Below are 18,815 nucleotides of genomic sequence, written 5' to 3'. Positions count from 1 at the left end.
TTGCGCTCGGCCTCTTGTGCGTGGTCACATGGTACCCAGTTCGTGGTTAGGTCTACCTAACTACGCCCGCCCCCGAACTTACAGGAGGCGTCCATGTCGGTCACCGAGAACAAGCCGCAGCAGCAGCCGCCGCCGGAGCTGCGGGCGCAGCCGTACGGGGCCGTCGCCGGTGTGTCCATGCGCGACCTGCTCGCGTCCTGCGCCGCCGCGCACGAGATCTCGACCCCGCCGCGCGTGCCTGACCCGGGGCTCTCGCGGCGGCCCGCCGAGCACCGCAAAGCCGCCTGAGCGGTCCGTTGGAAGCCCGCAGTCCATCTGCGGATGCGTCTACAGCCACACCGCGGAGAACAGAGCTAGCCGATCACGACGACCTTCGCTCCGACCGTCGCGAACCGCCACATCGCGTCGCCGTCCGCGCGGGACTCGCGGACGCCGCCCGTCCGTACGCTCGGATCGGCGGGAGAGGCCGCGGCGTCCACCGCCGCGCTGAAGCCGACGGGCAGGCCGTCCACGTCGGTGAAAAGGACGACGTGCTCGATGGGGGCGCCGTCGGTGCCGGTGACCGAGCCGAGGCGGGACGTGACCTCGTAGGTACCCGGCGCCGGGTCGATGCTTCCCGGAGCGACCGTGAAGGTGCGTCGGACCGTGTTGCCCCGGCCCACCAGCCAGACCCGGTCGCCGCCCAGCGCGTACACGACCCGCTCGCCCGCGCCGGAGACGGCGGGCAGGGCCGCCCGATCCCGCTCGGCCCGCGACGGCTTCGCGGCAGCCCCCGGGGGCGAACCGCTCGCGCCGGGTGTGCCGAGGCCGGCGGGGACGTCCGCGGAGGTCTGGTAGCCGAGGAAGCCGACGCCCGCGAGGGCCGCCGCGGTGAGCCCGGCCACGAATCCGGCGCTGCTGCTGGTCACACTCGTCCACCTCCGTGTCGTAGGTCGTCGTACGCCGTCGTTACGTCGCCATACGTCGCTGTACGTCGTCGTACGTCGTCGTACGTCGTCGTACGTCGTCGTACGTCGTCGTACGTCGTCGTACGTCGTCGTACGTCGTCGTACGTCGTCGTACCTCGCCGTACCTCGTGTCTGGCGGCGAAGGTAGCAGCCGGTGACCGTCCGACCTCGCCGTCCGACACGAGCCCGTGGGAGCCGTAGGCTGTTTGCGTGCTCTTGCTCGCTCTGGATACCGCCACCCCCGCTGTCACCGTCGCGCTGCACGACGGCGGGGACGTCATCGCCTCGTCGAGTCAGGTGGACGCGCGCCGGCACGGGGAACTGCTGCTGCCGGCCGTGGACCGGGTGCTCGCCGAGGCCGGTCTGCGGCTCGACGCCGTCACCGGGATCGTCGTCGGCGTCGGCCCCGGTCCCTACACCGGGCTGCGCGTCGGTCTGATGACCGCCGACACCTTCGGGCTCGCGCTCGGCGTCCCCGTGCACGGTGTGTGCACCTTGGACGGTCTCGCCTACGCGGCCGACATCGAGGAGGGCCCCTTCGTCGTGGCGACGGACGCCCGGCGCAAGGAGGTCTACTGGGCCACGTACGCCGACTCCCGTACGCGCCTGACCGACCCCGCCGTCGACCGGCCCGCCGACATCGCCGAGCGGGTGGCCGGACTGCCGGCCGTGGGCGCGGGCGCGCTGCTGTACCCGGACACCTTCCCGAGCGCCCATGAGCCCGAGCACGCGTCGGCGGCGGCGCTCGCCGCGCTGGCCGCCGAGCGGCTGGCCGCAGGCGAGGAACTCCCGGCTCCCCGGCCGATGTACCTGCGCCGGCCCGACGCCCAGGTCCCCAAGAACTACAAGGTGGTCACCCCCAAGTGACCCCTCAAGAGACCCCTCAAGAGACCTCCCAAGAGACCCCCGGGGTGACCGGATCGACCGTGAGCCCTCGGCTGCGTGAGATGCGCTGGTGGGACATCGACCCCGTGCTGGAACTGGAGCGGGACCTCTTCCCCGAGGACGCCTGGTCCCGCGGGATGTTCTGGTCCGAACTGGCGCACTCCCGCGGCGCAGAGGCGAACCGGCGGTACGTGGTCGCCGAGACCGCCGACGGGAGGATCGTCGGATACGCGGGCCTGGCCTCCGCCGGCGAGCTCGCCGACGTACAAACGATCGCCGTCGCCCGCGACCACCAGGGCACGGGTCTCGGCAGCCGGCTGCTGACCGAGCTGCTGCGGGCCGCCGGCGCCTTCGAGTGCGCCGAGGTGATGCTGGAGTGCCGGGTCGACAACGTCCGCGCGCAGAAGCTGTACGAGCGCTTCGGCTTCGAGGCCATCGGGTTCCGGCGCGGCTACTACCAGCCGGGGAACGTGGACGCCCTGGTGATGCGACTGACCGACCCTTCCACCTCCGTGAACGGCGTACAAGGAACCGAGACCCATGGCTGACGAACCCCTCGTCCTCGGCATCGAGACCTCCTGTGACGAGACCGGCGTCGGCATCGTCCGCGGCACCACCCTGCTGGCCGATGCCATCGCGTCCAGCGTCGACGAGCATGCCCGCTTCGGCGGGGTCGTGCCGGAGGTCGCGAGCCGCGCCCACCTGGAGGCGATGGTGCCGACCATCGACCGCGCGCTGAAGGAGGCGGGGGTGAGCGCGCGGGACCTCGACGGCATCGCGGTCACCGCCGGCCCGGGGCTCGCCGGGGCGCTGCTCGTCGGCGTCTCCGCGGCGAAGGCGTACGCATACGCGCTCGGCAAGCCGCTCTACGGCGTCAACCACCTCGCCTCCCACATCTGCGTGGACCAGCTGGAGCACGGTGCCCTGCCGGAGCCGACGATGGCCCTGCTGGTGTCCGGCGGCCACTCCTCGCTGCTGCTGTCGAGCGACATCACCTCGGACGTACGCCCGATGGGCGCGACCATCGACGACGCGGCCGGCGAGGCCTTCGACAAGATCGCCCGCGTGCTGAACCTCGGCTTCCCCGGCGGCCCCGTCATCGACCGGTACGCGAAGGAGGGAGACCCGCGGGCCATCGCGTTCCCGCGCGGACTGACCGGGCCGCGTGACGCGGCGTACGACTTCTCCTTCTCCGGGCTGAAGACGGCCGTCGCGCGCTGGATCGAGGCCAGGCGGGCCGCGGGGGAGGACGTACCGGTGCGGGACGTGGCGGCGTCCTTCCAGGAGGCGGTCGTGGACGTGCTGACCCGCAAGGCGGTCAGGGCCTGTCGCGACGAGGGCGTGGACCACCTGATGATCGGCGGCGGTGTGGCCGCCAACTCGCGGCTGCGGGTGCTGGCCCAGGAGCGCTGCGAGGCCGCCGGGATCCGGCTGCGGGTGCCCCGGCCCAAGCTGTGCACCGACAACGGGGCGATGGTGGCCGCGCTGGGCGCGGAGATGGTGGCACGCAACCGGGTGCCGTCCAGCTGGGACCTCTCGGCGGACTCCTCGCTGCCGGTGACGGACCCTCATGTGCCCGGCCACGACCATGTGCACGAGGTCGGCAAGGAGAACCTCTACTCGTGACGGTCGCGTTGATGTGGGAGGCCCGGGCGGTCGACGGGCGGGGCGAGCAACTGCTGGCCTGGGCGCGGGAGCAGGACCTCGCCCAGGAGCCGCTGCGCCGGGAGACCTTCCGGGCGCCGGGGGACCGGGTGCTGGTCATCACGTGGTGGGATACGGCGTACGACGCCGAGCTACCCGAACTGCCGGAGCCGGACGGAGAGTTGGTCAGGCGGTCGGTGCATCGGTGGCGGTTCGAGTCGGTGACGGCGGGCTGACCGGGGAGTATGCGAGCTTCCACGGTTCGTCCTCTGCTTGAAGTGGCCACGCCACAGCAGGACCCCGTGCGGGATCACCCCACGCCCGACACCTCCGTCTGTACAGCCGAAACATTCGGATGTGTTCGGCGGAGTTCGGTGGCGTCCAGTGCCGTCCAGCGGCATCCAGTGGCTTCGGGTGGCTTCCGGAGGTTTCAGCCGGCTTCCGGAACGATGAGAATTTCCAAAGAAATGCACCTCACACCCCGAGCCCTAACATTCTCCTAATAATTCGGACTTACGTTCGTCGCGTGACCGGACATGACGAGAACGGCGACGAGGGCAGACGGCGGAGCCGGCGGTCGACAGCGCTCAAGGTCGCCGGTGTCACCCTCGCGGGCGCGCTGGTGCTCGGCATCGCGGCGGCGGGCTGGGCGTACTGGCATCTCAACAGCAACATCAAGAGCGTGGACATCAACAGCGCGCTCGGCGACGACCGCCCGCCCAGGGCGCTGACCACCCCGTCCCCGTCCGGTACCGTCGCAGCCTCGCCGCTGCCCACCGGCTCCCTGAACATCCTGGTCCTCGGCTCGGACTCGCGCAGCGGCAGGGAGAACCAGGAACTCGGCGGCGGGAGCAGCGAGGGCGCCCGGTCCGACACGGCGATGGTCGTCCACCTCGACGCCGGCCGGACGAGGGCAACCGTGGTCAGCATTCCGCGCGACACGCTCGTCACCCGGCCCTCGTGTCCGCCGGCCTCGGGCGGTTCCTCGGGCGGTTCCACGGGCGTCGGGTACGGCGCGATGTTCAACAGCGCGTACTCGGTGGGCGGGGCCGTGTGCGCGGTCAAGACGGTCGAGTCGATCACCGGCATCCGCATGGACCACTACGTCGAGATCGACTTCACGGGCTTCGCGAAGCTCGTCGACGCCCTCGGTGGGGTCACCGTCACCACGGACGAGGACATCGAAGACGACGACAGCCACCTGAAGCTGAAGGCCGGTACCCACGACCTCGACGGCGTCCAGGCCCTCGCCCTGGCCCGCACCCGGCACGGCATCGGCGACGGCAGCGACCTCGGCCGCATAGGTCTCCAGCAGAAGCTGGTGAAGGCCCTGCTGGAACGGATCTCCTCGACGAACCTGCTCTCCGAGCCCACCAGGCTGTACAGCGTGACCGACGCGATCACCGGCAGCCTCACCACCGACACCGGCCTCGACTCGCTCACCGAGCTGATGCGGCTCGGCGAGAGCCTGCGGGGCCTGTCGTCCAGCCAGGTGAAGACGGTGACGATGCCGGTCGTGACCGCGCCCTCGGATCCCAACCGGGTGGTCGCCGAGGAGCCGCCGGCGAGCGAACTGTGGGCGTCGCTGCGCTGAGGTACGCACGGCCACAACGGCTCCGACCCGCTCTCACCTGCGGAAACAGGTCCGCGGAAAAAACTTCGGGGAATTTCGGCTCGGGTGTCGATCCGCGTGTCTCCCGTTCGACGCAGGGGTGAGAGGCCGGGAAGAGCCGGGCCTCCGGACCCGAAGGAGTCACCATGCCGCGCTACCTCTCGCTCGTGCAGATCGACGAGAAGACCGCGCCCGCCGAGGGCCCCAGTCCTGAGCTGATGCAGCGGATGGGCGAGCTGATCGAGGAGGTCACCAAGGCCGGCGTGATGCTCGACACCCAGGGGCTGACGCCGTCCGCGCAGGGCACCCGGGTGCGCTGGGAGGGCGGGGAGCTGTCCGTCACCGACGGGCCGTTCACCGAGGCCAAGGAGGTCGTCGGCGGCTACGCGATCATGCAGTGCAAGGACCAGACCGAGGCCGTCGAGTGGGCCAAGCGGTTCCTGAAGGTGCACGAGGAGCACTGGACGGTGACCTGCGAGGTGCGGGAGATCGCGGAAGGCTGAGATCGCGGAGGACTGAGGGCCTGCCCGGGCCTGGCGGCTTGGCCGGGCGCCGCAACCGGTGTCGAATGGAGGGCTGTGAGCTCACAGCCCTCCGCCGACCCGCGCGGCACCATCGAGACCGTCTTCCGCATGGAGTCCCCGCGCATCATCGCCGGCGTCGCCCGTCTCGTCCGGGACATCGGCATCGCCGAGGAACTGGCCCAGGACGCGCTGGTCGCGGCCCTGGAGCAGTGGCCGCGGGAGGGCGTCCCCGACAACCCGGGCGCCTGGCTCACGGCCACCGCCCGGCGCCGCGCCGTCGACCTGATCCGCCGCCGGGAGAACTACGTCCGCAAGCTGGCCGAGATCGGCCGGGACCTGTCGCACGCGGCACCGCCTGAGGAACCCGAGCAGTTCGCCGATCCCGACGACATCGACGACGACCTGCTCCGCCTGGTCTTCACCGCCTGCCACCCGGTGCTGTCCGCCGAGGCCCGCACCGCCCTCACCCTGCGGCTGCTGGGCGGCCTGACCACGGCCGAGATCGCCCGCGCGTTCCTGGTGCCGGAGGCGACGGTCGCGCAGCGCATCGTCCGGGCCAAGCGCACGCTCGCCACGAAGAACGTCGCCTTCGAGGTGCCGTACGGCCCCGACCGCGAGGCCCGCCTCGGCTCCGTCCTCGACGTCATCTACCTGATCTACAACGAGGGGTACGCGGCCACGGCCGGCGACGACTGGCTGCGCCCGGGCCTGTGCGAGGACGCTCTGCGGCTGGCCCGGGTGCTGTCCGGTCTGATGCCGAAGGAACCGGAGGTCCACGGCCTGACCGCGCTGCTGGAGTTCCAGACGTCCCGCGCGGCCGCCCGCACCGGCGCGTCCGGAGAGCCGGTGCTCCTCAAGGACCAGCAGCGCAGCCGCTGGAACCGTATGCTCATCGCCCGCGGCATCACCGCCCTCGGCCGGGCCGACACCACCGGCGCCCCGGGCCCGTACGCCCTCCAGGCAGCCATCGCCGCCTGCCACGCGATGGCGTACTCCTACGAGGAGACCGACTGGCAGACGATCTCCACGCTCTACGCCCTGCTCGCCGCCCGGGTCGCCTCCCCGGTCGTCGAACTCAACCGCGCGGTCGCCGTGTCGATGGCGGACGGGCCGGGCCCGGCGCTGGAGATCGTCGACGCCCTGGCCACCGAACCGGCCCTGCGGGACTACCACTTGCTGCCGAGCGTGCGGGGCGATCTCCTGATGCGTCTTGGCCGTACGGCTCAGGCGCGGGCGGAGTTCGTACGGGCGGCGGAGCTGACCCACAACACACGGGAACGGGAACTGCTGCTGAGACGGGCGGCCGAGGCTGAGGCCTCCTGAATCAGGCGGGGTGTCCGAGGAGCATGGTCGGCGCCCCGGCGACCCGCGTCATGAACACGGTCGCCGAGTTCGGACCGCGTTGCTTGGGGAGGGCCTTCCGGCGCAGCTCCTCCGGCTCCACCGCCGACCCGCGCTTCTTCACGGTCAGGATGCCGATCTCGCGTTCCCGCAGCAGAGCCTTCAACTTCTTGACACTGAAGGGGAGTTGGTCGGTGATCTCGTACGCGGAGGCATACGGGGTCACGTGCCGCTCGTCAGCCGTGAGGTAGGCGATCGTGGCGTCGAGCAGCCCGCCGTCGAGCTGTTCGGCGACCTCGGCGACCAGGTGGGCGCGGATGACGGCGCCGTCGGGCTCGTACAGGTACCGGCCGACCGGGCGGACGTCGGGGTCGGGCAGACCTCGGGAGAGCAGCGTGCGCGGTCCCGGCAGCAGCGTGGCCCGGACGGCGCCCGGCTCCGTGCCGAACCACAGCACGGCCTCCTTGACGTCCCCGCCGTCCGAGACCCACTCGGCCTCCGCCTCGGCGGGGACGGCCTCGTGCGGGATGCCCGGGGCGACCTTCAGGGCCGCGTGTGGGGCGCTGAGGGCGGCCCGGACGGCCCACGACAGGGGCGGCGAGTACGCCTCCGGATCGAAGATCCGGCCTCTGCCACCCCGCCGCGCCGGGTCGACGAACACGGCGTCGTACGAGGCCGTGTCCACCTCCGTGACATCCGCCTCCCGCACCTCGACCAGGTCGGTGAGGCCCAGCGCCTCGGCGTTCGCCCGGGCCGCCCCGGCCGTCACCGGGTCGCGGTCCACGGCGAGCACCCTGATCCCCGCCCGGGCGAGCGCGATCGCGTCGCCGCCGATCCCGCAGCACAGGTCGGCCACGGAGGTCACGCCGAGTGCCTTGAGCCGCTCGGCGCGGTATGTCGCCACGCTCGTCCGGGTCGACTGCTCGACCCCGTGGGGCGTGAAGAACATCCGCCCGGCGTCCTCGGCCCCGAACTTCACCGCCGCCCGCTGCCGCAGCCGGGCCTGCCCGAGCGCCGCCGACACCAGTGCGGCCGGGTGCTCACGGCGTAGCCGGGTGGCGACGGTGAGTTCGTCGGCGGGGACGGTGCCGCGCACTTCGTGGAGGAGGGCGCGGCCCTCGGGGGTGAGGAGGAGGGCGAGGTCGTTCACCGGATCATTGTGGGCCAGTCGGTGGACCGTCCGCCTCCGGCGGCGGTGTCACCCGGGGTTCGCCGGGGTGCTTTGCGAGGATCCGGCCCCATGGGGACAGTAGGACAAACCTACAAATTCCGGGCTCGGGTGAGTGTGCCGGGCGACATCGCCGCGCACGCCGCTGCCGTACTCACCGCTGCCGCGCACGCCACTGCCGTACTCGCCTCTGCCGTCCTCCTGCCGGGCTGTGCGCGGGACGGCGGTCCCGCCGAGATCCGGCTGAGGCGGTGGTCGCCGACGGCAGCGGTACTGGTGCCGGTGCTGGCGCCGGTGCTGGCGCCGGTGCTGGCGCTGGTGCTGGCGCTGTCCCTGCTCACCGGCTGCGCCCAGTCCGTCGACCCCATCGAACGGCTGGGCAGGAAGGCGGCCCAGCGGGTGGGCTCGCGCGGGCCGTCCGGGGCGGGGAAGCCCGTGTACCGCCGCTGGGGCCTGGCCGCCCCCCTGCCGCCCGCGCCGAAGCCGCCGGCCCGTCCACCAGCCGCCCGGACGGCGGGCCCGGGCCTGCCGCCGGCCGTGCGCCGCGTCCGCACCACCGACAAGGTCGTCTTCCTCACCTACGACGACGGTGCCGAGCGGGACCCCCGCTTCGTCGACCTGGTCCGTGAACTCCGGCTCCCGGTCAGCACGTTCCTCACCGACAGGGTCGTCGGACCGGGCTACGGCGACTTCGCGCGCCTCCAGTCGGTCGGCGCGAGCGTCCAGAACCACACCCTCGACCACCAGGCCCTGCGCGGCCTGCCCTACGCCGGCCAGCGCGCCGAGATCTGCGGCCAGCAGGAGAAACTCCGCTCCCGCTTCGGCCTCCGCCCCCGTCTCCTCCGCCCGCCCTACGGCACGTACGACCCGATGACCCTGCGCGCCGCCGCCGACTGCGGGCTCTCGGCGGTCGTCCTGTGGCGCGTCTCGATGGAGAGCGACGAACTGATTTTCGGCGAGGGCGGGAACCGGCTGCGCCCCGGCGACATCGTGTCGGTGGCATCGGGCGAGTGGGCGGCCCCGACCCTGCGGGAGCGGACGGTACGGCTGCTGCGGGAGATCCAGAGGAGGGGGCTGACGGTGGGAAGGCTGGAGGACTACCTGTAGTTCCGCCCCACAGACGACCTCCGCGAGCACCAGGACCGCCGGAACGCCGGCGGCGAGCCGACGGAAACCTGCGGCCGAGCCGCCGGAAACCTGCGGCCGAGCCACCGGACCACCGGCGGCGAGGCGATGGAAACCGGCGGCGAGGCGACGGAAACCTGCGGCCGAGCCACCGGACCACCGGCGGCGAGGCGACGGAATCCCACGGCCGGCCGACGAAAACCCACGGCGAGCCGAAGGAAAACCCGCCCGCCACGCCGGACGCATTGGCACTCCGCTTGACCGAGTGCTAATCGCGGTCATAGTCTCGGTTCTGGCACTCCCCCCTGGAGAGTGCCAACTAGCGACGGGCAGGTCCGGCACCCGCGACGACGGATCCACCTGGTCGCCACCTCAGACAGTCAACCCCGTGATCTCCGAAGGGGGAGGTCGGATCGTGACGACCACCAGCTCCAAGGTTGCCATCAAGCCGCTCGAGGACCGCATTGTGGTCCAGCCGCTCGACGCCGAGCAGACCACCGCCTCTGGCCTGGTCATCCCGGACACCGCGAAGGAGAAGCCCCAGGAGGGCGTCGTCCTTGCCGTGGGCCCGGGTCGCTTCGAGAACGGCGAGCGACTTCCGCTCGACGTCAAGACCGGCGACATCGTGCTGTACAGCAAGTACGGCGGCACCGAAGTGAAGTACAACGGCGAGGAGTACCTCGTCCTCTCGGCTCGCGACGTGCTCGCGATCATCGAGAAGTAGTTCACCTCGCTTCACCAGGCTTCACCCCGCTTCGCCTCACCGCGAAGCACCTTGCTTGAGCTGCGCCCCTGGCCCCCCGCGATCACTAGTGAGCCGGGTGCCAGGGGCGCGGCTAATTTCACCTAGATTTCCGAGAGGGCTCACGCTCCCATGGCGAAGATCCTGAAGTTCGACGAGGACGCCCGTCGCGCCCTCGAGCGCGGCGTCAACAAGCTTGCCGACACGGTCAAGGTGACGATCGGCCCCCGGGGCCGCAACGTCGTCATCGACAAGAAGTTCGGCGCTCCCACCATCACCAACGACGGCGTCACCATCGCCCGCGAGGTCGAGGTCGAGGACCCGTTCGAGAACCTCGGTGCCCAGCTGGTGAAGGAGGTGGCGACCAAGACCAACGACATCGCGGGTGACGGCACCACCACCGCCACCGTGCTCGCCCAGGCGCTCGTGCGTGAGGGCCTGAAGAACGTCGCCGCGGGTGCCTCCCCGGCCGCCCTGAAGAAGGGCATCGACGCCGCGGTCAAGGCTGTGTCCGAGGAACTCCTCGCGACCGCCCGGCCGATCGACGAGAAGTCCGACATCGCCGCCGTCGCCGGTCTGTCCGCCCAGGACAGCCAGGTCGGCGAGCTCATCGCCGAGGCGATGGACAAGGTCGGCAAGGACGGTGTCATCACCGTCGAGGAGTCCAACACCTTCGGTCTGGAGCTGGACTTCACCGAGGGCATGGCCTTCGACAAGGGCTACCTGTCGCCGTACTTCGTGACGGACCAGGAGCGCATGGAGGCCGTCCTGGAGGACCCGTACATCCTCATCAACCAGGGCAAGATCTCCTCCATCTCCGACCTGCTGCCGCTGCTGGAGAAGGTCATCCAGGCCAACTCCTCCAAGCCGCTGCTGATCATCGCCGAGGACCTCGAGGGCGAGGCCCTGTCGACCCTGGTCGTGAACAAGATCCGCGGCACCTTCAACGCGGTCGCGGTCAAGGCCCCCGGCTTCGGTGACCGCCGCAAGGCGATGCTGCAGGACCTGGCGGTCCTCACCGGCGCCACGGTCATCTCCGAGGAGGTCGGCCTCAAGCTCGACCAGATCGGTCTGGACGTGCTGGGCTCCGCCCGCCGTGTCACGGTCACCAAGGACGACACCACGGTCGTCGACGGCGCCGGTGACTCCAAGGACGTCCAGGGTCGCGTCGCCCAGATCAAGGCCGAGATCGAGAACACCGACTCCGACTGGGACCGCGAGAAGCTCCAGGAGCGCCTCGCGAAGCTGGCCGGCGGCGTGTGCGTGATCAAGGTCGGCGCCGCCACCGAGGTGGAGCTGAAGGAGAAGAAGCACCGTCTGGAGGACGCCATCTCCGCGACCCGCGCCGCGGTCGAGGAGGGCATCGTCTCCGGTGGTGGCTCCGCGCTGGTCCACGCCGCCAAGGTCCTCGAGGGCAACCTCGGCAAGACCGGCGACGAGGCCACCGGTGTCGCGGTCGTGCGCCGCGCGGTCGTCGAGCCGCTGCGCTGGATCGCCGAGAACGCCGGCCTGGAGGGCTACGTCATCACCTCCAAGGTCGCCGAGCTCGACAAGGGCCAGGGCTTCAACGCCGCCACCGGCGAGTACGGCGACCTGGTCAAGGCCGGCGTCATCGACCCGGTGAAGGTCACCCGCTCCGCCCTGGAGAACGCCGCATCCATCGCCTCCCTCCTGCTCACGACCGAGACCCTGGTCGTCGAGAAGAAGGAAGAGGAAGAGCCGGCCGCCGGGGGTCACTCCCACGGCCACGCCCACTGAGGCACCCGCTCGCAGAGGGGCCCCGTTCCGCACCCAGGTGCTGGAACGGGGCCCCTTCCCCTTCGCGGGTCATTCCCCGAACGCGCTCAGCTGCTCCCTTTCGCGGGTCACTCCCCGAACGCGCCCAGCTGCTCCATCAGGCCGGCCCGGTCGTACTCCCACCAGCCCTCGCAGATCTTCCCGTCCCGGAACCGGTGCCAGGTCGTCCCGGTCATGACGGCGTCCTGTCGGGTGGCCGGAATCCCCAGAAAATCGCCGGTGTGCCGGCCGGCCCAGGTCCAGCGGGTGCACACCCGGTCGTCCTGGGCGATCTGGTCGTCGACCCGGAACGCGAAGGTGAACGACCGCCGCCACCCCTCGTACTCCTCGCGCGCCCCCTCCAGCCGCAGGTCATCGGGATTGGCGGGGTTGTGGTCCACGTAGTCGACGGCGAACCGCTCGAACAGCGCCTCGGTGTCGGCCTGCCCGGCCTCCTCGAAGAACTCCCGTGCGACCACCGGGTTGAGCTGTTCGTCCCACACCACGTCCAGATCGGTGAACTCGGGCATCCCCTCGCACAGGGCGACCATGTCCCGGAAGATCCGGTCGGTCTCCGGCAGCACCGAGTTCCGCATGGCCTCCTCGTACGAGGGGAACTCCACGATCTCGATGAAGTGCGACGCGTCGGAGCGGTCCTTGCCGACCACCGCGTGCGTCGCGGTCCGCTTCCCCTTGGTCTGCTCGACCCATGTGTCCATCAACCGGTTCATCTCGTCGAACCGGTCGGTCCTGCAGTCGATGAGCTGTACGAACGTCATGACGCCGCCTCCGGCCCCCCTGGGCACGGTTCCCGTCCTGCCCATTGTCCCACCGGAGACGCCGCGCCACCCGCCCGCTACTGGGGCCCGTACTTGCGCCCCGTCTTCGAGGAGATCCCACCGAGCAGCGAGCGCGGAGTGATCTTCGCCAGACCCATCAGCGCCTTGTAGCGCGGATCCGGAATCGACAACGACTTCCCGCGCGCCAGATCCGCCAGCGCCGCCGCCACCAGCTTGTCCGCGTCCAGCCACATCCACCCCGGGATGTTGTCGGTCCCCATCCCGGCCCGCTGGTGGAACTCGGTCCGCACGAACCCCGGGCACAGCGCCATCAGCCGTACGCCGCTGCCCGCCAGGTCCCGCGCCGCCCCCTGCGTGAACTGCACGACCCACGCTTTGGAGGCCCCGTACGTCCCGCGCGGCAAGAAGGCCGCCACCGAGGCCACGTTGACCACACCCCCGCGCCCCCGCTCCCGCATCGCCCCGGACGCCGCCGACGTCAGCCGCAGCACCGCCTCGCAGTGCACCTTGAGCATGGTCAGCTCGTCGGCCATCGGCACGTCGAGGTAGCGGCCCCTGTTGCCGAAGCCGGCGTTGTTGATCAGCAGGTCGACGGAGTTCCTGCGGTCGCCGAGCCGAGCGGCCACCGCCTCGATGCCGTCGTCCGTCGCCAGGTCGGCGGTGAGGACCTCCGCCTCGATCCCGTGCCGGTCGTGCAGTTCGGTCGCCTGTTCACGCAGCCGCTTGGTGTCGCGGGCGACCAGGACGAGGTTGTGCCCGTCCGAGGCCAGCCGCCGTGCGAACGCGGCACCGATGCCCGCGGTCGATCCGGTGATGAGAGCCGTTGTCATGGCGCAAGATTAGTGACCCGGAGTGCGCGCGTCCGCTCCCTGCACAGGGCCTCCCGATGCGTGAAGGCCAGGCGAACGGCAACCGGTGAGCGAGGTCAGGAACACCCCCGCGCCAACTCCCTGAGGTGTCGATGCAGGTGACGCCTTCCGGGTCGGCCGTGTACGGCACGGCCTTCGGGCGGCCCGGATTCACCGACAGCAGCTTCATGACGGTACGGTACGCAGCGCTCGGCAAAAGCATCGACGCATTATCCGGCCCCGCCCCCAAGGCCCGCTTATACTCGACTCCGTGATCGAGGCCCGTCATCTCCGTGTGCTGCGCGCCGTCGCCGCCACCGGCTCCTTCTCGGCGGCCGGGCGGGCGCTGGGCTGCACCCAGCCCGCCGTCAGTCAGCAGATGAAGGCCCTGGAGGCATCCGTCGGCACCCCCCTGCTCATCCGCAGCGGCCGCGAGATGCGGCTGACCCAGGCCGGCGAGGCCCTGGTCCGGCACGCCGCCGGGATCCTCGCCGGGCTCACCGCGGCAGAGGAGGAGGTCGCCGCCATCGCCGGCCTGCGTGCCGGCCGGGTCCGCCTCGTCTCCTTCCCCAGCGGCAGCTCCACGCTCGTCCCCACGGCGCTGGCCGCCCTGCGTACCGAGCACCCCGGCACCCGCGTCTCGTTGGAGGAGGCCGAACCGCCCCAGTCCGTCGAACTGCTGCGCGAGGGCGACTGTGATGTGGCGCTCGCCTTCCGGTACGAGGGGGCGGCGGGCGCCGAGGAGTGGGACGACCTCGCCGTACGGCCGCTGCTGACCGACCGGCTCGTCGCCCTCGTACCCGAACGGCACCGCCTCGCACGCGCGGACTCCGTCGCCATCGGGGAACTCGCGCAGGAACCCTGGATCGCGGGCTGCCCGCGCTGCCGCGGCCAGTTGGTCGAGGTGTGCGAGGCCGCCGGTTTCACGCCCCGCATCGACTTCGCGAGCGACGACTATCCCGCGGTGGTCGGCCTGGTGGGCGCGGGTCTCGGCGTCGCCGTCCTGCCACAGCTCGCCGTCGCGTCCGTACGGCCCAGAGGCGCACGCACAGTGACACTGGAACCGCCGGTCCGGCGGGAGATCGTCGCGCTGACGCTGCCCGATCTGTCGAAGGTGCCGGCCGTGGCGGCGACGTTGGACCAACTGGCGCGGGCCGCTGCCCGAGCTGCCTGATAGGGCGGATCGAGGTGGCCCCGCGCGGTGCCGTCGCCCGGTGGCGCGGCCGAAAGCAGGGGCACGCGGCGCGTGCCCCCGTAGGAAAAACGTTCCTTCAGTTGCTCCGTGACTCTGTTCACTCGCTCGAAGGGCCGTCCCCGGCCGCGGCCGCCGCCGACACCAGCCGGTGGCGCGCCCGTCCCATGAGTTCCTCGCGCTCGTCCTCGGTCAGGCCGCCCCAGACGCCGTACGGCTCTCTCACCGCCAGCGCGTGTGCCGCGCACTGCGCGCGCACCGGGCACCTCATGCAGACCTCCTTGGCCGAGTTCTCGCGAGCGCTCCGGGCCGCACCGCGCTCACCCTCCGGATGGAAGAAGAGCGAGCTGTCCACTCCGCGACAGGCAGCCAGGAGCTGCCAGTCCCACAGGTCCGCGTTCGGTCCGGGAAGGCGGGAGAAATCTGCCATCTTGTAACCCCTTGTAGCCGATCTGGGAGGTTGTTGATCCTTGCGGCGTGCAGGACCGCACGACTCCGCACGACTGCGATCTAAGGAGATGAAAATATGACTCATTGCGAATCTAGCTTCAGACACCAGTGAATGGGAAGAAAAGGGTCCGAATGGGGCATGGGTTGTGATGAAACGTCGGGGGCGGGCCCCGCATGTCTGTCACCGTGTCCACGCCCTCACGTAGAGTGCCGAAGAGGGCGCACGGCCCCGTAACTCTTTCGAGTGACCGTCGTTGAGAGTGCGGAGGCGGTTGAAAACACAAGCGCTCGGGCAGGCGCCCGAGACGGTCGACCGCACAGGTGACGATTTCGTACCAGCCTGGAGGCTCAAGGTGACGTGCATCAGCTGCGGAGGGCGGTCATGACATCCGTCCTCGTCTGCGACGACTCCCCGCTTGCCCGAGAGGCGCTCCGCCGCGCGGTCGCGACCGTGCCCGGCGTCGAGCGCGTGACGACCGCGGCCAACGGCGAGGAAGTCCTCCGCCGCTGGGGCGCCGACCGCTCGGACCTGATTCTGATGGACGTACGCATGCCCGGTCTGGGCGGCGTGGAGACCGTCCGTCGGCTGCTGTCCGCCGATCCCGGTGCGCGCATCATCATGCTCACCGTTGCCGAGGACCTGGACGGCGTGGCCCTCGCGGTCGCCGCCGGTGCCCGCGGCTATCTGCACAAGGACGCCTCCCGCGCCGAGCTGCGGGCGACCGTCACCCAGGCCCTCGCCGACCCGACCTGGCGCCTGGCGCCGCGTCGGCTGCGCTCCGCCGAGATGGGCGCCGCGCCCACGCTCACCGCGCGCGAGATCCAGGTCCTCGAGGGCATGAGCCACGGCCGCTCCAACGCCGAGATCGGCCGCGAGCTGTTCCTGTCCGAGGACACCGTCAAGACACACGCCCGGCGGCTCTTCAAGAAACTCGGCGCCTCGGACCGGGCGCACGCCGTGGCGCTCGGGTTCCGCTGGGGCCTGGTGCGCTAGTGCCGCGACAGGCGATGTTCGCCCCGTCGCGACGCCTGGCACGCCCTCTCGCCGCACCGGGCGAAAACCCACGTACATCCAGTACGAGGGCTTCCGCCCGGCACGCCGACAGCACGCTCCCCCACTCTCGGCTGCGCTCGAGCGGGGGGACCCCCATGACGCCGCTCCTCTCGGGCAGACATTGCCTGCCGCGGCACTAGCCCTCCGCTGGTCAGGCAATCGAAAGCTGCGGGCCGTCGGTGCCTGGTCGCGCGGTTCCCCGCGCCCCTGAAAGGTGCGGTTGCGAGGCCAGTCAAGCGGCTCATTCGGCGCCCGCTGCCCGTTTCGGCGCGGATGCCGCATCCTTGAGGTGTGGAGTTCCTCGGGGACGAGTCGGTCGAGCGGAACGGGAGGGCGCAGGAGATGAGTGCCGGCGCACCTGCTCATAACGCTTCGATGCACAACGACCAGCGCGATGTCACGGATCGCCCGCCGCCAAGGCACCATGGACCGATGCGTGAGGACGAGGCGGGCACGGCCCCGGGGGCGATCGGCGGTCTCGTCCACCTCGCCGTCGACGGGGACGAGCAGGCCACGCACGACCTGCTCGCCCATGTCCATCCCCTGGCGCTGCGCTACTGCCGCACCCGTCTGTCCCGCCTCCCGGGCGACGCCCGGCACTTCGTCGAGGACCTCGCCCAGGAGGTCTGTGTCGCGGTCCTCCTGGCCCTGCCGCGCTACAAGGACACCGGCCGCCCCTTCGAGGCGTTCGTCTTCGCCATCGCCGCGCACAAGGTCGCCGACCTGCAGCGGGCGGCGATGCGGCATCCGGGGTCGACGGCGGTTCCCTCGGACGAGATGCCCGAGCGTCCGGACGACTCCCTCGGCCCGGAGGAGCGAGCCCTGCTGAGCAGCGACGCCGAATGGGCCAAGAAACTGCTGGCCAACCTCCCTGACAACCAGCGCGAACTGCTGTTGCTGCGGATCGCGGTGGGGTTGACGGCGGAGGAGACGGGCCAGATGTTGGGAATGTCACCCGGCGCGGTCCGTGTGGCGCAGCACCGTGCGCTGAGCAGGCTGCGGGCGCTCGCCGAGCAGTAGGGCCTGCGTTGAACAGGGGCTTCTTCGGTGAACGGGGGTTGCTCCGGTTCCGTACGGACATACGAAGCCCCCGGTCGGACGGGACGCTGGAATTCGGGCTCACCGCTTCCCGTTAGCATGGACATCCGCACCGATCAAGGCCATTTGGGGAAGGTGTCATGACTGCCAACGTCGACGGAGTGCCCGCCAAATTCGCGACCCTCGGGCTCACCTACGACGACGTGCTGCTGCTGCCGGGCGCATCCGAGGTGCTCCCCAACGCGGTCGACACCTCGTCCCGCATCTCCCGCAACGTCCGGGTGAACATCCCGCTGCTCTCGGCGGCGATGGACAAGGTCACCGAGTCCCGTATGGCGATCGCCATGGCCCGTCAGGGCGGCGTCGGCGTACTGCACCGCAACCTCTCCATCGAGGACCAGGTCAACCAGGTCGACCTGGTGAAGCGCTCCGAGTCCGGCATGGTCACCGACCCCATCACGGTGCACCCCGACGCGACGCTGGGCGAGGCCGACGCCCTGTGCGCGAAGTTCCGCATCAGCGGCGTACCGGTCACCGACCCGGACGGCAAGCTGCTCGGCATCGTCACCAACCGCGACATGGCCTTCGAGACCGACCGCTCCCGCCAGGTGCGCGAGGTCATGACCCCGATGCCGCTGGTCACCGGCAAGGTCGGCATCTCCGGCGGTGACGCCATGCAGCTGCTGCGCCGTCACAAGATCGAGAAGCTTCCGCTGGTCGACGAGGCGGGCGTCCTCAAGGGCCTCATCACGGTCAAGGACTTCGTCAAGGCCGAGCAGTACCCCAACGCGGCGAAGGACGCGGAGGGCCGTCTGATCGTCGGTGCCGCCGTGGGCGCCAGCCCCGAGGCGCTGGAGCGGGCCCAGGCACTGGCCGAGGCCGGGGTGGACTTCCTGGTCGTCGACACCTCGCACGGCCACAACAGCAACGCCCTGAGCTGGATGGCGAAGATCAAGTCGAGTGTCCGCGTCGACGTGATCGGCGGCAACGTCGCCACGCGCGACGGCGCCCAGGCGCTGATCGACGCCGGCGTCGACGGCATCAAGGTGGGCGTGGGCCCCGGCTCGATCTGTACCACCCGGGTGGTCGCCGGCATCGGTGTACCGCAGGTCACCGCCATCTACGAGGCCTCCCTCGCGGCCCGTCCGGCCGGTGTCCCGCTGATCGGCGACGGTGGTCTGCAGTACTCCGGCGACATCGGCAAGGCGCTCGCCGCCGGTGCCGACACGGTGATGCTGGGCAGCCTCCTCGCCGGCTGCGAGGAGTCGCCCGGCGAACTGCAGTTCATCAACGGCAAGCAGTTCAAGTCGTACCGCGGCATGGGCTCGCTCGGTGCCATGCAGTCCCGGGGCCAGGCCAGGTCGTACTCCAAGGACCGCTACTTCCAGGCCGAGGTGGCGTCCGACGACAAGCTCGTGCCCGAGGGCATCGAGGGCCAGGTGCCCTACCGCGGCCCGCTGGGCAACGTGCTGCACCAGCTCGTCGGCGGTCTGCGCCAGACCATGGGCTATGTGGGCGCGACCTCCATCGAGGAGATGGAGACCAAGGGCCGCTTCGTCCGGATCACCTCGGCGGGCCTCAAGGAGAGCCACCCGCACGACATCCAGATGACGGTAGAGGCCCCGAACTACAGCCGTAGCAAGTAGTCACCAGGTTTCCGAAGGGCGGC

General features: G+C 70.8%; 21 protein-coding genes and 1 pseudogene. 15 read left to right on the top strand and 7 right to left on the bottom strand.

All coding sequences use genetic code 11. The annotated features are described in order from the left end of the window. Positions 1-93 precede the first annotated feature (93 nt). A complete protein-coding gene (locus tag M2271_RS07410; RefSeq protein ID WP_280886311.1) occupies positions 94-288 on the top strand; it encodes a hypothetical protein in 195 nt (64 codons plus the stop codon). A gap of 65 nt (positions 289-353) precedes the next feature. On the opposite strand, the gene M2271_RS07405 is transcribed toward M2271_RS07410, so the two are convergent. After that, positions 354-908 carry a hypothetical protein gene (locus M2271_RS07405; protein WP_280886310.1) on the bottom strand — a complete coding sequence of 185 codons (555 nt, stop codon included), beginning with the start codon at positions 906-908 and terminating at the stop codon, positions 354-356. Further along, the gene (locus M2271_RS07400) at positions 905-1,129 is read right to left on the bottom strand and encodes a hypothetical protein (RefSeq protein ID WP_280886309.1); all 225 of its coding nucleotides are present in this window, start codon (positions 1,127-1,129) and stop codon (positions 905-907) included. Before M2271_RS07400 ends, M2271_RS07405 begins: the two co-directional genes overlap by 4 nt. Before the next feature lie 28 nt (positions 1,130-1,157). Between M2271_RS07400 and tsaB the strand changes: the two genes are divergently transcribed. The 7 genes from tsaB to M2271_RS07365 all read left to right on the top strand — a co-directional run bounded on the left by tsaB (position 1,158) and on the right by M2271_RS07365 (position 6,935). Further along, positions 1,158-1,814 (top strand): tRNA (adenosine(37)-N6)-threonylcarbamoyltransferase complex dimerization subunit type 1 TsaB, encoded by a 657-nt coding sequence (gene tsaB, locus M2271_RS07395; protein ID WP_280886308.1) that lies wholly within the window; start codon positions 1,158-1,160, stop codon positions 1,812-1,814. Between the two features lie 80 nt (positions 1,815-1,894). Beyond that, positions 1,895-2,380, top strand: a complete 486-nt coding sequence (gene rimI, locus M2271_RS07390) for a ribosomal protein S18-alanine N-acetyltransferase (RefSeq protein WP_280886506.1) — start codon at positions 1,895-1,897, stop codon at positions 2,378-2,380. Beyond that, positions 2,373-3,458, top strand: a complete 1,086-nt coding sequence (gene tsaD / locus M2271_RS07385; RefSeq protein ID WP_280886307.1) for a tRNA (adenosine(37)-N6)-threonylcarbamoyltransferase complex transferase subunit TsaD — start codon at positions 2,373-2,375, stop codon at positions 3,456-3,458. Before rimI ends, tsaD begins: the two co-directional genes overlap by 8 nt. Continuing rightward, positions 3,455-3,712, top strand: coding sequence for a hypothetical protein (locus M2271_RS07380; RefSeq protein WP_280886306.1), 258 nt, complete (start codon positions 3,455-3,457; stop codon positions 3,710-3,712). Before tsaD ends, M2271_RS07380 begins: the two co-directional genes overlap by 4 nt. A 290-nt stretch (positions 3,713-4,002) precedes the next feature. Beyond that, complete coding sequence (locus M2271_RS07375; RefSeq protein WP_280886305.1) at positions 4,003-5,070, top strand: LCP family protein; 1,068 nt, start codon at positions 4,003-4,005, stop codon at positions 5,068-5,070. Positions 5,071-5,234: 164 nt separating this feature from the next. Continuing rightward, complete coding sequence (locus tag M2271_RS07370; protein WP_280886304.1) at positions 5,235-5,591, top strand: YciI family protein; 357 nt, start codon at positions 5,235-5,237, stop codon at positions 5,589-5,591. A gap of 129 nt (positions 5,592-5,720) precedes the next feature. Next, positions 5,721-6,935: a sigma-70 family RNA polymerase sigma factor gene (locus M2271_RS07365; protein ID WP_280886505.1), complete on the top strand. Its 1,215-nt coding sequence runs from the start codon at positions 5,721-5,723 to the stop codon at positions 6,933-6,935. A 1-nt stretch (position 6,936) separates the two neighbouring features. On the opposite strand, the gene M2271_RS07360 is transcribed toward M2271_RS07365, so the two are convergent. Further along, the gene (locus tag M2271_RS07360) at positions 6,937-8,103 is read right to left on the bottom strand and encodes a methyltransferase domain-containing protein (RefSeq protein WP_280886303.1); all 1,167 of its coding nucleotides are present in this window, start codon (positions 8,101-8,103) and stop codon (positions 6,937-6,939) included. Between the two features lie 315 nt (positions 8,104-8,418). On the opposite strand from M2271_RS07360, the gene M2271_RS07355 reads away from it, so the two are divergent. From M2271_RS07355 to groL, 3 genes are all read left to right on the top strand, one after another. Further along, on the top strand, positions 8,419-9,228 hold the full coding sequence (locus M2271_RS07355) for a polysaccharide deacetylase family protein (RefSeq protein ID WP_280886504.1): 810 nt from the start codon (positions 8,419-8,421) through the stop codon (positions 9,226-9,228). 433 nt (positions 9,229-9,661) lie between these two features. Then, complete coding sequence (gene groES / locus M2271_RS07350; protein WP_003998759.1) at positions 9,662-9,970, top strand: co-chaperone GroES; 309 nt, start codon at positions 9,662-9,664, stop codon at positions 9,968-9,970. Between the two features lie 150 nt (positions 9,971-10,120). Continuing rightward, a complete protein-coding gene (gene groL, locus M2271_RS07345) occupies positions 10,121-11,746 on the top strand; it encodes a chaperonin GroEL (protein WP_280886302.1) in 1,626 nt (541 codons plus the stop codon). A gap of 107 nt (positions 11,747-11,853) precedes the next feature. On the opposite strand, the gene M2271_RS07340 is transcribed toward groL, so the two are convergent. From M2271_RS07340 to M2271_RS42480, 3 genes and pseudogenes are all read right to left on the bottom strand, one after another. Beyond that, a complete protein-coding gene (locus M2271_RS07340; protein WP_280886301.1) occupies positions 11,854-12,543 on the bottom strand; it encodes an ester cyclase in 690 nt (229 codons plus the stop codon). 77 nt (positions 12,544-12,620) lie between these two features. Beyond that, positions 12,621-13,394 (bottom strand): SDR family oxidoreductase, encoded by a 774-nt coding sequence (locus tag M2271_RS07335; RefSeq protein ID WP_280886300.1) that lies wholly within the window; start codon positions 13,392-13,394, stop codon positions 12,621-12,623. Between the two features lie 127 nt (positions 13,395-13,521). Further along, positions 13,522-13,602, bottom strand: a pseudogene (locus M2271_RS42480) (MOSC domain-containing protein); the annotation flags it as partial. 81 nt (positions 13,603-13,683) lie between these two features. Between M2271_RS42480 and M2271_RS07330 the strand changes: the two are divergent. Continuing rightward, positions 13,684-14,586: a LysR family transcriptional regulator gene (locus M2271_RS07330; protein WP_280886299.1), complete on the top strand. Its 903-nt coding sequence runs from the start codon at positions 13,684-13,686 to the stop codon at positions 14,584-14,586. 118 nt (positions 14,587-14,704) lie between these two features. Here M2271_RS07330 and M2271_RS07325 read toward each other — a convergent pair whose 3' ends face one another. After that, positions 14,705-15,034, bottom strand: a complete 330-nt coding sequence (locus M2271_RS07325; protein ID WP_280886298.1) for a WhiB family transcriptional regulator — start codon at positions 15,032-15,034, stop codon at positions 14,705-14,707. A 402-nt stretch (positions 15,035-15,436) separates the two neighbouring features. Between M2271_RS07325 and M2271_RS07320 the strand changes: the two genes are divergently transcribed. The 3 genes from M2271_RS07320 (at position 15,437) to guaB (ending at position 18,792) form a co-directional block, all read left to right on the top strand. After that, positions 15,437-16,048 (top strand): response regulator transcription factor, encoded by a 612-nt coding sequence (locus M2271_RS07320; protein ID WP_003948568.1) that lies wholly within the window; start codon positions 15,437-15,439, stop codon positions 16,046-16,048. Between the two features lie 492 nt (positions 16,049-16,540). After that, positions 16,541-17,128, top strand: coding sequence for a sigma-70 family RNA polymerase sigma factor (locus tag M2271_RS07315; RefSeq protein WP_280886297.1), 588 nt, complete (start codon positions 16,541-16,543; stop codon positions 17,126-17,128). 158 nt (positions 17,129-17,286) lie between these two features. Continuing rightward, positions 17,287-18,792 carry an IMP dehydrogenase gene (gene guaB / locus M2271_RS07310; protein WP_280886296.1) on the top strand — a complete coding sequence of 502 codons (1,506 nt, stop codon included), beginning with the start codon at positions 17,287-17,289 and terminating at the stop codon, positions 18,790-18,792. Positions 18,793-18,815: the final 23 nt, after the last annotated feature.

This window comes from Streptomyces sp. LBL, assembly GCF_029893585.1.
Taxonomy (GTDB): domain Bacteria; phylum Actinomycetota; class Actinomycetes; order Streptomycetales; family Streptomycetaceae; genus Streptomyces.
The sequence above is the reverse complement of the archived record's forward strand: the minus strand, read 5'-3'. Positions and strand labels throughout refer to the sequence as shown.

Coding starts and splice junctions, on each gene's coding strand:
- M2271_RS07340 (WP_280886301.1), bottom strand. CDS start 12,543: ATGACGTTCGTACAGCTCATCGACTGCAGGACCGACCGGTTCGACGAG.
- rimI (WP_280886506.1), top strand. CDS start 1,895: ATGCGCTGGTGGGACATCGACCCCGTGCTGGAACTGGAGCGGGACCTC.
- M2271_RS07315 (WP_280886297.1), top strand. CDS start 16,541: ATGCGTGAGGACGAGGCGGGCACGGCCCCGGGGGCGATCGGCGGTCTC.
- guaB (WP_280886296.1), top strand. CDS start 17,287: ATGACTGCCAACGTCGACGGAGTGCCCGCCAAATTCGCGACCCTCGGG.
- groL (WP_280886302.1), top strand. CDS start 10,121: ATGGCGAAGATCCTGAAGTTCGACGAGGACGCCCGTCGCGCCCTCGAG.
- M2271_RS07370 (WP_280886304.1), top strand. CDS start 5,235: ATGCCGCGCTACCTCTCGCTCGTGCAGATCGACGAGAAGACCGCGCCC.
- M2271_RS07365 (WP_280886505.1), top strand. CDS start 5,721: ATGGAGTCCCCGCGCATCATCGCCGGCGTCGCCCGTCTCGTCCGGGAC.
- M2271_RS07325 (WP_280886298.1), bottom strand. CDS start 15,034: ATGGCAGATTTCTCCCGCCTTCCCGGACCGAACGCGGACCTGTGGGAC.
- M2271_RS07335 (WP_280886300.1), bottom strand. CDS start 13,394: ATGACAACGGCTCTCATCACCGGATCGACCGCGGGCATCGGTGCCGCG.
- M2271_RS07320 (WP_003948568.1), top strand. CDS start 15,437: ATGACATCCGTCCTCGTCTGCGACGACTCCCCGCTTGCCCGAGAGGCG.
- M2271_RS07410 (WP_280886311.1), top strand. CDS start 94: ATGTCGGTCACCGAGAACAAGCCGCAGCAGCAGCCGCCGCCGGAGCTG.
- tsaD (WP_280886307.1), top strand. CDS start 2,373: ATGGCTGACGAACCCCTCGTCCTCGGCATCGAGACCTCCTGTGACGAG.